This window comes from Nocardioides sp. P4_G10 (assembly GCF_056401175.1).
On record NZ_JBFUJV010000023.1, the window covers coordinates 56,863 to 71,151 of the forward strand.

Consider the following 14,289-nt stretch of genomic DNA (forward strand, 5'->3'; position numbering starts at 1 on the left):
CCGATTGTTCGCGCTACCAGTCGTAGCGCTCCACGCGCAGTGTCGCGGTGCCCGTGGCGGTCGGACCGGCGTAGACGAAGAAGTAGGTCTCGCCGAAGAGGAAGGTCTCCGACAGCGAGAACTCGTCGGCCGTGCCCGGAGGGCCGCCCGTCGATCCCGCTGAATCGCCCCGGGACCAGCCGACGTGGAACAACGTGTCGGCAGCGAAGGACGAGTCGGCGAACGACACGTCCACCCGGTCGCTCTCGACGGAGTACCCGCCGTCGTAGGGGACGACGGTGACCTGTCCCGGCCTCGTCGCCGCGACGGCGACGTCGGTGGTCCAGAGCGTCTCGTCCTCGCCCAGTGGCGTCGGGACCGGTGCCGTCTCGGGCGCGACCGTGGTCGTCACCAGGCGGATCCAGCCGGTGTCGTCGCACGGGTTGGCGGACATCACCAGGTCACCGGTCCTGTAGGTCCAGAGCACCGGCGGGTGCTGGCCGCTGTTGGAGGACGGCGACACCATGGTCCACAGCGTGGTGTTGTCCGGGAAGCTCAGCTGCTGGCGGACGCACAGCTCGCCGTCGGAGTCGAGGACCTCGACGGAGAAGACCTGGTCCGAGGTCGTGATCGGCACCCGGACGAGCGTGGACGCGTCAGGGACGCCGCCCATGTCATACGGCACCCGGGGGCCGTCGACGGTGGCCGACAGCGTGCCGGGCGCGGAGGCGAAGTAGCGCGCCTCAGCGGGACCGAAGGGGTAGGACACCAGCTGGGTGTAGGTGCCGGCGACGGTCGGTGAGACCTTCGGCGACGTCGTGTAGGTGTCGATGGGTTCGCCGTCGGGTCCGAAGAGCTCCTCGAGGAGGTGCGCCGGGCCGTCGTCGGACAACGTCACCGTCAGACCCGCCGGGACCGTAGTCCGCACCACCGCCACCCGTCCGGGCTGCTCGAGCGAGATGCGGTCGGTCCGGTCGAGGGACACGTCGGCGACCCGCGCCGAGAGCACCACCTGGCCCGGCCGGTCGACCACGTCGTGGGGTGCCGGGGTGAAGCGCAGGGTGTACGCACCGGTCTCGGGCAGGCGCCAGACGTGGCCCTCCCGCTGCAGCCGTCCCCAGCGGGGTACGACGTCGCCGGACGGCGCGACCAGGGTCGGGGTGCTGCGTGGGAGCGCGCCGGTCTCGGGCGGTCGCGCGTACTCCGAGACGACGGATCCGGCGTCGCCGTCGAAGGCCACCTCCACCAGCTGTCCGGGCAGCGAGCTGACCAGGTCTCGTGCCGGACCGTCGATGGCCCCGGGGACCACCCGGGGCGCGGACAGGGTGATGCTGCCGGTCGCCTCCGACCACACGTCCTCCCGGCTCAGCCGGATCGTGTGGGCGCCGGACCGGTCGGCGGTCCGGGTGACGCCGTCACCGGAGAGGAGCACCGGCTCCCCCGCCGGCGGGACCATGGCGGCTGACGCCACCGGCGTGCCCACCCAGGTCCAGCGCTGACCGGCCTGCAGGTCGACGACGAGGTCGAGGACGCGCTGCCCGGGCTGGAAGGTCACGGACGTGGTCGCGTCGAGGGGGATGCTTCGCGGTCCGGGCGAGGCGAAGCCGAAGCTCTCGGACACTGCACCGGCGCGCTCGCCGGATGCCGGGACGACGTACCGGTAGGACAGCCCGAGCTCGATGCGGAACACGTCGGAGAAGCGGCCCTCGGACTCGACCCCGACGGCGGGACCGTCAGGCGTCCACCCGCCATCCCGCTGCACCTCGCGCTGCACCTCGTCGTCGATCGTCAGCCCAGTGCTCGCGCCGGCGACCTGGGCGAATCCGGACGACGGGTAGTGGGTCGCGCTCGCGGTGAGGGTGGGCGCGACGTCCGGGTCGGGATCGGGCGTCGGCGTGGGAGTCGGGTTCGGGTCCGGCGTGGGCTGGGGGGCCGGGTCCGGGTCGGGGGCGGGAGGTGTCGGCAGCGCGGCCACCGTGACGTCGCTGGTGGCCGCCGCCTGCCGGGCACCGTCCGCGGGCGCCGCCCAGCGCAGCTGCCACCCGGGCTCGCCGGCCACCGTGTCGGCCCAGGACCCGTCACCCGACACGAGCGTCGTACCTGCAGCCGCCCAGGCTCCGCCGGTCAGCCGACGCTGCCGCTCGAGGAGGGCGCCGGACAGCTCGGGCGCGGTGCCGGCCACCCGGGTGACCACGCCGCCTCCGGCAGCAGCGTCGTACGACACTGTGGTGATCGTGAGCGCCGGAGTCCATGTCGCGCGGACGGGCACGCGCTTCGACCGCGCCTGGGCCTGCCCCTTGCGGCGCGGGAGGACGACCCGGAAGGTGCTGTCCCCTCGCGGCGGGACGGTGCTGAAGCCGTAGCGCCCGAACCGGTTCGTCCGGGCAACGGCGACCCGCCGCCAGCCGCCGGCGGTCCTGGTCTCCAGCCGCACCTGTGAGCGCGGCGCGGCGCGGCGCACCATGCCGGCGAGCTCGACCGGCCTCCCGGCGTCGACGACGGACGGCCGCACCCTGATCGCCGCCGACGGAGGGGCGGCGGGCTTGCGCTCGACGGTCGGCCCGCTCGGCCCGGGCAGCCCCGCCACGGGCACCGGCGCGGCGTACGACGGCACCGCGACCGCAGACGCCACCAGCGCGGTGACCCACCACGTCGTCAGTCGTCCCACCGCACACCCCCGAGCCGGGCGCACCGGACCGGGGTCCCCGATCGTCGGGGCCGGCGGGCGCTGGATGATTGCAGCACGCGCGGGGGTCGCCGACAAGACTCCCCAGAGGGGGGTCGACGCGGTCGGCACGTGTGCGTCAGCCGGAGATCACACCCGCGCCGAGTGGGAAGGTTTGGCCCGGCTGGGGAGAATGGCTCCTCACGCCCGCCCTGCACCACCGGAGTCACATGTCCGCGCCATCGCCTGCTGCCCTCGACGCAACGACCGGGAGCCGAGGCAGCGAGCACCGGCCCTACGCGTTCCTGGTGGCCAACGCGGCGCTCATCGGGGCCGTCACGTTCGTCGCCAGCTGGATGCTGGATCGGCCGGTGGCCGACCCCGAGGGCAGCTTCCTGGGGCCGTCGTGGGTCCGCCTCCCGGTGCTGTGCCTCACGGCGATCGTCCTCGACCTCCTCCCCCGAGCGCTGTGGCAGGGACGTCTCGACCCCGCCCGCACCGTCGCCGCGGTCCGGCACCGCGTGCGCACGCACTGGACCCGCGCGCGGCTGCAGCTCGTGGTCGTCGGGATCTCGGGCTTCTACGTCGTCTACGTCGCCTACCGCAACCTCAAGTCCCTGCTGCCGCTGGTGCGGGACATGAAGTACGACAGCGAGCTGCGCGTGCTGGACCGCCTCCTGCTGCTCGGGCACGACCCCGCGACCCTGACGCAGGACCTCTTCGGGACCGCCGTCTCGGCGCACGTCCTGTCCGCGGTCTACCTCGCCTACATCCCCCTCGTGGCGATCCTGGTGACCGTCTGGCTCGTCTGGTCACGCAACATCAGCCACGGCTGGTGGTTCGTCACCGCGCAAGGGATCGCATGGACGCTCGGCACGGTGTCCTACTACCTGCTGCCGACGCTGGGCCCGGGGATCATGTACCCCTGGCTGACCAGCGACCTCATCCCCAACGGCACCTCCGACCTGATGGACTCCCTGGTCTACTCGCGTCACGGGTTCCTGTGGGGCGAGGGCGACTACCAAGGCGTCGCCGGCTTCGCGAGCCTGCACACCGCCATCGCCCTGCTCTGGGCGCTCATGGCGCAGCACACGGTCCGCAGCCAGGTGATCCGCACCGTCTTCTGGGTCAACTTCGCGCTGACGGTCGTCGCGACGCTCTACTTCGGCTGGCACTACATCGCCGACGACCTGGCCGGCGCCGCGATCGCGGTCGTCGCGTTCCGTCTCGCCGCCCGCGTCACCGGCAACCACCTCCCGTCCCGGCGGGGCACACCAACGGAGACGGAGAACGGCCCCCAGCCCGCCGTGGCAGGCTGAGGGCCGGACAACCGTCGTACGACGTCAGGCGCCGCCGACGCGGTCGGCCGGCACGCCGCGCACACCGGAGTCGGTGAGCTCGGCCTCGCGGGCGGCGGCCGCCTCCAGCTCCTGGCGACGGGTCTCCTCCATCATCGTGCGGGTGGCGTCGTAGATCCCCGGGTCGGAGACGAGGTCGGCCGCACCGCGACGCAGTCGCGCGAGCGCCGCCCGAGCGAAGATCTGCTGCTCGGTGGTGGTGCGCTCGGAGCGGTTGTTGCTGGCGAAGGTGATCGCCCAGCGCATCAGGGCGGAGACCTGGTTCTTGAAGCCGGTCAGGTAGACGAGATGGACGCCGAGCCACATCAGCCAGGCGACGATGCCGGTGAGCCGGAGCTTGCCGACCATCGCGACGGCGTCGAAGCGGCTGATGATGGCCATCGAGCCCTTGTCGAAGTACTTGAACGGCGGCTGGGGCTGCTTGCCCTCGATCCGGTTGCGGATCTCCTTCGAGGCGTACTTCGCACCCTGGATCGCGACCTGCGCGACGCCGGGGAGGTTGTCGAGCGCGATCATGTCGCCGACGACGAACACCTCGGGGTGGCCGGGCAGCGTGAGGTCGGGGTTGACCGCGATGCGGCCGGCGCGGTCGAGCGGAGCGCCGGTCTGCTCGGACAGGGTCTTGCCGAGCGGGTTGGCCTGCACGCCGGCGGCCCAGATCTTGGCGACGGAGTTGATCCGCTCGGTGTGGCCGTCCTTGAACTTCACGTCGAGGCCACGCTCGTCGACGTCGGTCACCATGGCGCCGAGCATCACCTCGACGCCCAGCTTCTCCAGCTCGCCCTTGGCCTTCTCGCCGAGCTTGCTGCCGAAGGGCGGCAGCACCTGGCCGGCGGCGTCGATGAGGACGATGCGTGCGGTGCGGGTGTTGATCGCGCGGAAGTCCTTGCGGAGCGTGCGGTGCGCGAGCTCGGCGATCTGTCCGGCCATCTCCACACCGGTGGGGCCGGCGCCGACGACCACGAAGGTCAGGAGGTGGTCCACGTCGTCGCCGCGCGTCGCGCCGAGCTCGGCCATCTCGAAGGCGCCGAAGATGCGACCGCGCAGCTCGAGGGCGTCGTCGATGCTCTTCATGCCGGGCGCGAACTCGGCGAAGTGGTCGTTGCCGAAGTAGGACTGGCCGGCGCCCGCGGCGACCAGCAGCGAGTCGTACGACGTCACGGTGTCGCGACCCAGCACCTGCGAGGTGACCGTCTTGGCGGTGAGGTCGATGTCGGTGACCTCGCCGAGGATCACCGTGGCGTTGTCCTGCGAGCTGAGCACCTCGCGCGTGGGCGGGGCGATCTCGCCCTCCGACAGGATGCCGGTCGCGACCTGGTAGAGCAGCGGCTGGAAGAGGTGGTGCGTCGTCTTCGCGATGACGGTGACGTCGACGTCCGCGTGGCGGAGCGCCTTCGTGCCGAAGAGACCGCCGAAGCCGGACCCGATCACGACGACCTTGTGTCGTGCGGACTGCGTCGCGGGCGAGGTCATGGAAGCTCCTGGGGTCGATGGTGCGTCGTACCGTCCACTGCCACGTTCATTCTCCTCCTCGGGCGTGCCCGGTGCGAAACGCCGGGCGCGTCGCCTTGCTCACACCACTACCCGGACTCGCGAAGAACTATGGTGATCGTCGAGGTTTGAACCACCCGCTCCTGGGCAATCATGGCTCCACTGGACTGTCCACCCCGGCCCTCACCCCGTTGAAAAGAGTCCCAGTGCCGCTGACCTCCGAGTTGACGCTGGCGTCCTCGCCGCGCGCTGCGGCCGACGCGCGTCGCTGGGTCGGCGATGTCTGCGAGCGCCTCGACCGGTCCGACCTCGTCGAGTGCGCGGAGCTGGGGGTCTCCGAGCTGGTGGCCAACGCGATCCTGCACGCGGCTGCCCCCTACAAGGTCCGGGTGCGGGGCACCGCCTCCCACCCGCGCATCGAGGTGGTCGACGGCTCACCACGTCCCCCGGTGCCGCCCACCCCGGTCGAGGGTGACGACCTCGACCTGCTGCTCACCTTCGGGCGCGGGTTGTCGATGGTCGCCCAGTGCGCCGTCGCCTGGGGCGCGACGATCGAGTCCGACGGCAAGATCGTCTGGTTCGAGCCGGCGCCCGAGATGACCGACGCCGGGTCGGTCGAGTGGGTCATCGACCACCACGACCGCACCCCGCCGGAGCCGACCAGCGAGGGCGCGGTCGACGTACGCCTGCTCCGCATCGACGTCCCGCTCTACACCTCGCTCAAGCGGCAGTACCACGAGCTGCGCCGCGAGCTGCGCCTGTTGTCGCTCTCGCACCAGTCCGACTACCCGCTCGCCGGCGACCTGACGTCGATGTTCGCCAACTTCGAGCGGCAGTTCCCCGACACCTTCCGCGACCAGATCACCGAGGCGGAGGCGCGCGGCGTGCCCCGCGTCGACGTCTCGTTCCCGATGGTCCGCGAGGCGGGCCCCATCTTCGTGACCATGACCGAGATGTTCGACGTCGCCGACGCCTTCTGCCGGGCCGAGCGACTGCTGTCGATGGCCCGCACGCCGCGCCAACGCGCGCTGCACAACTGGCTGCTCGCCGAGCTGGTCCACCAGCTCGACGGTGCGTCCGCCCGGCCGTGGGACGGCAACCCGGGCTCGGCGTCGTCGTCCACGAGCCGGGTCGGGTGACGCACCGCCCGATCCGGGCCGTCGACGTCCTGCTCGTCGCTGTCGGCGGTGCCGTGGGAGCGGTGCTGCGCCACCTCGTCGACGTCGCCGCGCCCGACACGCTGTTCCCCTGGCCCACGCTGGCCATCAACGTCGTCGGGGCGTTCGTCCTCGGGGTGCTGCCCGTCCTTGCCGTCGTACGCCGATCGCCCCGGGTCGCGGCCACCCTCGGCCCGGGCGTCCTCGGAGGGTTCACGACCGTGTCGGCCTGGGCCGGGCAGACGCGCGACCTCGCCGCCGGTGGCCACGTCGTCGTCGCCGGCGCCTACCTCGCCCTCACCCTCGCCGCCGGACTCTCCGCCGCCGCGCTGGGCCAGCACCTCGCCCGCCGCTCCGAGCCCGAGGAGGCCCTCGCTTGAGCACCCCACGACGTTCTTCTCCTCCGCTTCGCTCCCCCGAACAACGCCGCGGGGACCCCGCTTGAGCACCCCACGACGTTCTTCTCCTCCGCTTCGCTCCCCCGAAGAACGTCGTGGGGACCCCGCATGACGGTGCTCCTCGTCGCCCTCGGCGCCGCGGTCGGCGCTCCGCTGCGCTACGTCGTCGCGCGGCGCGACGGCTACGTCCCCGGCGGGATGCTCGCGGTCAACACCGTCGGCTCGGGGTTGTTCGGCCTGTTCGCCGCACTGTCGCTCGGCGAGGCCGCGTGGGCGCTGCTCGCGACGGGCTTCTGCGGTGGCTTCACATCGTTCTCGACCTTCGCCGTGCAGGCCGTCGAGCGTCCGGCGCGGGCGGCAGCCGGCTACGTCGTCGCCACGACCGTGCTGGCGGTGGCGGCCTGCGCCCTCGGCTATGCGGTCGGCGCCGGCCTGACCTGACGGACCGCTAGCCCCAGCCGAGCTCGTGGAGGCGCCCGTCGTCGAGCCCGAAGTGGTGCGCGACCTCGTGGACGACGGTGATGCGCACCTCCTCCTCGAGGTCCTCGACGGTGTCGGCCATGTCGAGCAGTGGGCCGCGGAAGAGCAGGATCCGGTCGGGCAGCATGCCGGCGTGGTTGGCCGGGCGCTCGGTGAGCGCCAGCCCGTCGTAGAGCCCGAGCAGGTCGGGGTCGTCCGCGGGGGCCTCCGGCTCGACGAGCACGACGACGTTGTCCACGAGCCGCGCGAGGTCGTCGGGGAGGCCGTCGAGGGCCCGATCCACCATGGCGTCGAACGCGGCGGGGTCGAGGTCGATCGGCATGCCCCCACCCTAGGAGCGCCGTCGAAACGGCCACCCGCGTCGTCGTACGGCGCCGAAATGACCGAAAGGGTGAGCCTGGTGGCTCACCCTTTCGTCTCATGCGTTGGCGACCCCGACGGGACTCGAACCCGCGGCCTCCGCCGTGACAGGGCGGCGCGCTAACCAACTGCGCTACGGGGCCAGGATGCTGCTGCTTCTCCGGTCGTGCTGGTGAAGCGGGTGGAACTCTAACCCATGCTCTTCGGTGACACCCAATCGGCGTCAAACCCCGGCCGAGTCGCACCCCCAACCGGATTCGAACCGGCGCTACCGCCGTGAAAGGGCGGGGTCCTGGGCCGCTAGACGATGGGGGCCCAGCTCGTCCGGGACGGACCCGATCGAGCAGCGCCCAGCATAGGGGCAGCGGCTGCCGGGCTCCCAAACATTGTCGATCCGCGGCCGGAGCGACACGGATCACTGCCCGACCAGCGGACAAGTTTTGGCAGACGCCACACGACTTGCCACACGTTTGACTAATCTTGACTCGTGAGCGACGAGCGGCAGCTGCGTTTCCTCGTGGTCGATGACAACGAGGACATTCGCGACGTCTTCTGCCGCCTGGTCGAGCGGGCCGGTCACGTCGCCTCGACGGCGTACGACGGCCAGGACGCAGTGGACACCCTGGAGCGCGAGCGCTTCGACGTCATGCTGCTCGACCTGACCATGCCTCGGATGACGGGCGTCGAGGTGGTGCGCTGGCTGCGCGACCGGCCCGACGTGGCGCCAGCGCTGCGCATCGTCGTCATCTCCGCCTGGGCCGGCGAGAACCGCGCGGTCCTCCAAGAACTCGGCATCACGACAGTCATGCAGAAGCCGCTGCGCATCCAGCAGCTGACCGACCTGATCGCCGAGACACTGCGCGACCTGGAGTCCTGACCCCGACCCCTGTCATCACCACGGGAGACGAGCTCCGCGTAGTGCCCCTGTACGCCGACCCCGGCGTGCACCGTCCACCCCACCCTGGAGAAACACCATGATGAACCGCATCCGCACCGCCATCGAGCGCAAGCGCACCGTCAGCCAGATGCCTTACGCCTGGCGTCCGGCCCCCCCGCGCTGACACCTGCGGCGTACGACAGAAGTGACCACTCCACAGTGAGTCACATGGACAGCGTCGAGTCGGCCGGCGGCCAGCTCGGCGCTGTCCTTTCTGCCCCGCGGGAGAGTGCAGCCGCGCTCGCGTCCGGCGGACCGTGGCTCGCCACGAGCCTCGACCAGGCCCGGCAGGTGCTCACCGACACCGCGTCCTTTGACTTCCCCGGCAACGTCAACCGCACCGGGGACCTGTCCGAGAGCCGGGGCGACACCCGCTCGGGCCACACGCTCTTCACACCCGTCGGCCCTGAGAACGTGGCTCGCGGGGTCGCGACCTTCGAACGCGAGTGGGCCGCCGCGCTGGCCGAGCACCAACGCACGCGCCCTGACGAGCCGTACGACGCCATGCTCCTGCTGCGGCGTCCCGTCGCACGATCGACCACGACCGCCGTCCTTCCCTCTGCGGGTGACGACGTCCGCGACCTCGTCGCCGACCGCGTCCTGGCATGGATCGACGCGCTCGCCCCCGTCATCGCCGCCCGTCGGCGCCCGTGGCGCTGGGGCCGCATCCGTCGCACGGAGCAAGACACCCGCGTCGCTCTCGAGGACGCCCTCGCCGACGCACTCGCCGCGGATCCAGCAGTCGCTCTCTCCCCGCAGCAGGCGGCGACCATGCTCGCGGCCGGGATCCAGGTCCCCATCGCCGCCGGGGCGTTCCTCTTGGCATGGCTCGCCCAGGAACGTCGTGCCGTCGAGCCGACCAGCGCCGCGTGGGAGACGCTGCGCCTCACCCCGCCCACCTGGCTCACCGCTCGCGTCACCACACGCGAGGTGGAGCTCGGGGGGACGACGATCCCGAAGGGTCGCGTCGTCTTCGTCAGCCCCTTGCTGCTGGGCCGAGTGGCCGACCTGGTCCCTGGCGACGCCGGTGCGTTGAACCACTTCGACGCAGACCGCTGGCAAGGCGGAGCTCGCCGACCGGGCGCCTGGCTGCCGTTCGGCGCGGGCCCGCACGCGTGCCCCGGACGCAACCTCGGGATGGGGATCCTCGTCGCGCTGGCGGCATGGGGTGCGCGACACGAATTACGGTTGAGCGAGGATGTAGGCATCGACCAGAGTCGGGGCATCTCTCCAGAGCCCTGCAGGTTCACCGCAGCAGTCCGATCGGAGCCGTCCTCGTGACCGAGCACCCCGTCCTCCAGGACACGTCTGCCCCAGCGGCGACGTCGCCGGCGGCAGCGGAGCTCGCAAGGGCGATCACCTCCGGTGAGACGAGTGTCGCCGAGTCGATCGACCTCGCATCCAGGCACTTGCTCACCTACGGCCGCGTCGACGTGATCGTCTCGGTGCTCACCCGATACAGACCTGAGGACACCCGGGGCTGGAAGGAGCTCGGCGGGCGCGCCTGGATCCGTGAGTGGGCCGCGCCTGACACGACCCTGTCGGTGCTTCCGCCGCCTGACGCCGGGCCTGAGGCAGCCCTCAGCATGCCGTGGATGTCGCGTCACGCACGTGCCGGCGAGCTTGTCGTCATCCTGGACCGGGACCGCCTCCCGGACGAGGCAGCCCAGGACCGGTCCGAGCTGCTGCGTACTGGTATCTGCAGCCTCGCCGCGTCGGCATTCATGTCCAAGAGCGACATGTACGGCAGCCTGTCCGCCGCGAGCGGCACCGCCGGGGAGTGGCCGGCCGAGCTCGTTGCGGACTTCAAGCTGCTGAACGCCGTGATCGTCGCCCGCCTCACCCTCGAACAGTCCCGGCGCTCGCTGGCCGAGGCCATCGAGTCTGGCGCGGAGGCGCAGATGGCCACCCAGCAGCTCTTCGGCGCGGTGGGGCACGAGCTGCGTACACCGCTCTCCGCGATCCTCGGCTACACCGAGGGCCTGCTCGACGACGCCGAGCACGGGACCGCCGACGACGTCACGACCGGCATGAAGCGGGACGGGCCGGTCATCGTGCGCTCCTGCGAGCGGCTGCTCACCATCGTCGACAGCCTCCTCGGCGCGGGCCGCGCCATGTCGTCCGACGACGAGCGACAGGAGATCTCGCTGGCAGACGCGGTCGCCGACGTCATCCACTGGCACCGCACCCCCGCGCGCACCGCAGGCGTCGACATGCAGGCCGTGGTCGATCCGTCCTTGGCGGCGTGGGGTCACCCCTCGGCCGTCCGCCAGGTCCTCGCCAACCTCCTGGGCAACGCGATCGCCCACCACCGCCCCACCGGCGGCTCCGTGCACCTCACCGCCGAGGCGCTGGTCGGCGAGAGCGCCAAGCCCATGGTGCGCATCGTCGTCCGCGACGACGGTCCGGGTCTCACGCCCGAGCAGCTCCAGCACGCGTTCGAGCCGTTCGTCCGCTTCGCGGCGCCGACCACGCAGGGCAGCGGGCTCGGCCTGTCGCTGTCGCGCACCATCGCCGAGCGCGAGGGCGGCGCGGTCCGCGGCGAGTCGACGTCGGGCACCGGTTCGTCGTTCTGGCTCGAGCTCCCTGCCTACGTCCCACGGAGCGACTGAGCCGATTGCCGTCCGCCCGCGGGGCTCATGTATTCTCGTCCCCGCTTGGGCAGGTAGCTCAGTTGGTACGAGCGATCGCCTGAAAAGTGATAGGTCGGCGGTTCGACCCCGCCCCTGCCCACAAGCACAGAAGGGCCCCGGTCACGTCCCGACCGGGGCCCTTCTGCGTGCCCGCCGACGCGCCGGCACGACCTCCCGGCAGGATGGGCCGGTGCTCCCCCGCCTCGAGATCGTCCGCCGGCTGCGCCCGGTCGACCTGGTCGCACCCGGTTCCGTGCAGGTCGACACCGACCAGGCGGGCGAGGTCGCGATGCCGGCCGTGGCGCCGTACGTCGCAGCGACCACGACCGGTCTCGACGGTCCGGTGGCGCTGCACCTCGGCGAGCACCGCTTCGCGGCGTCCCTGACCGACGGATCCGTGTCCCTCGACGTCCCCGGTGCCGGGACGCTCCGGAGCCGCCGCTTCCACCGCGCCGAGGAGCCGACCGGCCTCGGCGTGAGCCTGACCGGCACCCATGTGACGGCCTGGAGCCGCGAGTCGGCCGGGTGGGTCGCCCGAGCCCGGCACGACCTGCGGGAGGTCGCGAGCGGCACCGGCCCGCAGGTCGACCCCCGCGACGAGGTCGCCCTGGCGGGGATGCGGGTCGAGCTCCCCGTCGGCGCCGGCACCGCGGGAGGGTTCGGCCAGCTGGGCCTGCGCGACACCCGCTTCGTCACCGGCGAGGACGGCCGCCCGGTCCGCGACGACGGCACGCTGTGGCTGACGGCGACATCGGCGGGTCCCGGGTTCTTCGACACCGCCCACACCAGCGTCTGGCGCTTCGACCCCGACGCACTCGAGGTCACGCACTCCGCCGACCTGTTCTTCCGCAGGCCCGACCGGCCGGGGGTCTTCGGCGACCACGCCACCCACCTCGTCCGCACCGACGGCGGCTGGCTGGTGGCGACCAGCACGTGGGGCGACTTCGAGGCGCCGACGACCCGCGCGGGTCGGCGTACGCCATCGGGGTTGCGGGTCACCCTCGCCGAGTCGCGCACCGACCTCCTGCGGGGAGCGCACGTCCTCGACACCCGCGAGCTGCCGCTGCCCGTCGACGGGCTCGACTCGATCGCCACGTGGGACCCCCACCTCGTCCGGCGCGACGGCGAGTGGCTGGTCGGCTTCGTCAGCGCGCGCCGGTTCTTCGACTTCCACCCGGCCGTCGCCGCCGGACCGACGCTCGACGACCTGCGACTGCTGGGCGCCGCGAGCGACCGTACGTCGACCGAGGGCACGACGCTCGTCGAGGTCGACGGCCGGATGGCGGTCCTGGCGAGCGACGGACGCGACTCCCGACGCGGCCAGCGCGCCCGCTTCCCGGCGTACGACCTCACGATGACCGAGACGGGGACGCTGGACGCGCCCTACCCGACCAACCTGCCGTGGCCGACGGTCGCCCAGGTGGACGGCCGGTGGCTGATGGTCACCTTCAACGGCCGGGCCGCGGGCGGCAAGCTGCTCGGCTACGGCACCCACGGCGACCTCGTGGTGATGCGGTCGCAGTGATGCGGTCCGGGCGTTCTCGCGGGACTATTCTTGAGGTGACGGCGGTCACCACCCCTCGACCGCACTGACCAGGTCCGCACACCCCGCGGCCGCACCCACCAGAAAAGGACCCATGAGCATGTCTGGAGTACCCAGTTCCGGCGTCGACGTCTTCGAGCTCGGCAGCGAGCACGAGCAGGTCGTCTTCTGCAACGATCGCGCGACCGGCCTGCGGGCCATCATCGCCATCCACTCCACTGCACTGGGTCCGGCCCTCGGCGGGACGCGGTTCTACCCCTACGCCAGCACCGACGACGCGATCGTCGACGTCCTCAACCTCTCGCGCGGCATGTCCTACAAGAACGCGCTCGCCGGCCTCGACCTGGGCGGCGGCAAGGCCGTCATCATCGGCGACCCGGCCGAGCTGAAGACCGAGGCCCTGCTGCGCGCCTACGGCCGCTTCGTGCAGTCGCTCGGCGGGCGCTACTTCACCGCGTGCGACGTGGGCACGTTCAGCGAGGACATGGACCACATCGCGCGCGAGTGCGACTTCGTCACCGGCCGCACCGTCGCCCACGGTGGCGCGGGCGACAGCTCGGTGCTGACGGCGTTCGGCACCTTCCAGGGCATGCGCGCCGCCGCCGAGCAGGCGTGGGGCGAGCCCACCCTCGCCGGACGCACCGTCGGTGTCGCCGGCGTCGGCAAGGTCGGTCGCCACCTGGTCCGCCACCTGATCGAGGACGGCGCCACCGTCGTCGTCACCGACGTCCACGCGCCGTCGGTCGAGGCGATTCGCGAGCAGTTCCCGCAGGTCACCGCGGTCGCCACGACCGAGGAGCTCGTCGCGAGCGAGATCGACGTCTACGCCCCGTGCGCCATGGGCGGCGCTATCAGCGACGAGGTGCTCGACGTGCTGCGCGCCACGATCATCTGCGGCGCGGCCAACAACCAGCTCGCGCACCCCGGCATCGAGAAGCAGATCGAGGAGCGCGGCGTCCTCTACGCCCCCGACTACTGCGTGAACTCCGGCGGCGTCATCCAGGTCGCCGACGAGCTCGAGGGCTTCTCCTTCGAGCGCGCGCACCAGCGCGCGACCGGCATCTTCGAGACGACCCGCCGGGTGTTCGAGCTCGCCAAGGCCGACGGGGTCACCACGGCCGAGGCCGCCGACCGGCTCGCGGAGCGTCGCATGCGCGAGGTCGGCCGCCTGCGCGGCATCCACCTCGGCTGAGCGGGCACTTCCTCGCGCACCAGCACGCCGACCGGGCACTTCCTCGCGCACCAGCACGCCGACCGGGCGGTTCCTCGCGCAACCAGCGCGAGGAAC

At 72.0% G+C, this 14,289-nt stretch carries 12 protein-coding genes and 3 tRNA genes; 10 read left to right on the plus strand and 5 right to left on the minus strand.

From position 1 onward, the window contains the following. Positions 1–13: 13 nt before the first annotated feature. The gene (locus tag AC1DP1_RS19480) at positions 14–2,647 is read right to left on the minus strand and encodes a hypothetical protein (protein ID WP_477508239.1); all 2,634 of its coding nucleotides are present in this window, start codon (positions 2,645–2,647) and stop codon (positions 14–16) included. Positions 2,648–2,874: 227 nt separating this feature from the next. Here AC1DP1_RS19480 and AC1DP1_RS19485 point away from each other — a divergent pair, with 227 nt between their 5' ends. Then, positions 2,875–3,963: a phosphatase PAP2 family protein gene (locus AC1DP1_RS19485; RefSeq protein WP_477508240.1), complete on the plus strand. Its 1,089-nt coding sequence runs from the start codon at positions 2,875–2,877 to the stop codon at positions 3,961–3,963. 24 nt (positions 3,964–3,987) lie between these two features. On the opposite strand, the gene AC1DP1_RS19490 is transcribed toward AC1DP1_RS19485, so the two are convergent. Further along, the gene (locus AC1DP1_RS19490) at positions 3,988–5,475 is read right to left on the minus strand and encodes an NAD(P)/FAD-dependent oxidoreductase (RefSeq protein ID WP_477508241.1); all 1,488 of its coding nucleotides are present in this window, start codon (positions 5,473–5,475) and stop codon (positions 3,988–3,990) included. 224 nt (positions 5,476–5,699) lie between these two features. Here AC1DP1_RS19490 and AC1DP1_RS19495 point away from each other — a divergent pair, with 224 nt between their 5' ends. The 3 genes from AC1DP1_RS19495 (at position 5,700) to AC1DP1_RS19505 (ending at position 7,489) form a co-directional block, all read left to right on the plus strand. Next, on the plus strand, positions 5,700–6,632 hold the full coding sequence (locus tag AC1DP1_RS19495; protein WP_477508242.1) for an ATP-binding protein: 933 nt from the start codon (positions 5,700–5,702) through the stop codon (positions 6,630–6,632). Next, complete coding sequence (locus AC1DP1_RS19500; protein WP_457189593.1) at positions 6,629–7,030, plus strand: fluoride efflux transporter FluC; 402 nt, start codon at positions 6,629–6,631, stop codon at positions 7,028–7,030. Before AC1DP1_RS19495 ends, AC1DP1_RS19500 begins: the two co-directional genes overlap by 4 nt. A gap of 126 nt (positions 7,031–7,156) precedes the next feature. Then, the gene (locus AC1DP1_RS19505; RefSeq protein ID WP_477508243.1) at positions 7,157–7,489 is read left to right on the plus strand and encodes a fluoride efflux transporter FluC; all 333 of its coding nucleotides are present in this window, start codon (positions 7,157–7,159) and stop codon (positions 7,487–7,489) included. Between the two features lie 7 nt (positions 7,490–7,496). Here AC1DP1_RS19505 and AC1DP1_RS19510 read toward each other — a convergent pair whose 3' ends face one another. The 3 genes from AC1DP1_RS19510 to AC1DP1_RS19520 all read right to left on the minus strand — a co-directional run bounded on the left by AC1DP1_RS19510 (position 7,497) and on the right by AC1DP1_RS19520 (position 8,203). Continuing rightward, on the minus strand, positions 7,497–7,850 hold the full coding sequence (locus AC1DP1_RS19510) for a metallopeptidase family protein (protein WP_300047496.1): 354 nt from the start codon (positions 7,848–7,850) through the stop codon (positions 7,497–7,499). Between the two features lie 104 nt (positions 7,851–7,954). Continuing rightward, positions 7,955–8,031, minus strand: a tRNA-Asp gene (locus tag AC1DP1_RS19515). Positions 8,032–8,130: 99 nt separating this feature from the next. Further along, a tRNA-Glu gene (locus AC1DP1_RS19520) sits at positions 8,131–8,203 on the minus strand. Positions 8,204–8,375: 172 nt separating this feature from the next. On the opposite strand from AC1DP1_RS19520, the gene AC1DP1_RS19525 reads away from it, so the two are divergent. The 6 genes from AC1DP1_RS19525 to AC1DP1_RS19550 all read left to right on the plus strand — a co-directional run bounded on the left by AC1DP1_RS19525 (position 8,376) and on the right by AC1DP1_RS19550 (position 14,193). Beyond that, on the plus strand, positions 8,376–8,765 hold the full coding sequence (locus AC1DP1_RS19525; protein WP_477508244.1) for a response regulator: 390 nt from the start codon (positions 8,376–8,378) through the stop codon (positions 8,763–8,765). A gap of 228 nt (positions 8,766–8,993) precedes the next feature. Then, complete coding sequence (locus tag AC1DP1_RS19530) at positions 8,994–10,106, plus strand: cytochrome P450 (RefSeq protein WP_477508245.1); 1,113 nt, start codon at positions 8,994–8,996, stop codon at positions 10,104–10,106. Next, a complete protein-coding gene (locus AC1DP1_RS19535) occupies positions 10,103–11,437 on the plus strand; it encodes a sensor histidine kinase (RefSeq protein WP_477508246.1) in 1,335 nt (444 codons plus the stop codon). Before AC1DP1_RS19530 ends, AC1DP1_RS19535 begins: the two co-directional genes overlap by 4 nt. Positions 11,438–11,484: 47 nt before the next feature. Beyond that, positions 11,485–11,558: transfer RNA gene (locus tag AC1DP1_RS19540), tRNA-Phe, on the plus strand. Between the two features lie 90 nt (positions 11,559–11,648). Beyond that, entirely contained in the window at positions 11,649–12,983 is a 1,335-nt protein-coding gene (locus AC1DP1_RS19545; RefSeq protein ID WP_477508247.1) for a hypothetical protein, read from the plus strand. Positions 12,984–13,101: 118 nt separating this feature from the next. Beyond that, positions 13,102–14,193 (plus strand): Glu/Leu/Phe/Val family dehydrogenase, encoded by a 1,092-nt coding sequence (locus tag AC1DP1_RS19550; protein ID WP_477508248.1) that lies wholly within the window; start codon positions 13,102–13,104, stop codon positions 14,191–14,193. Positions 14,194–14,289 lie beyond the last annotated feature (96 nt).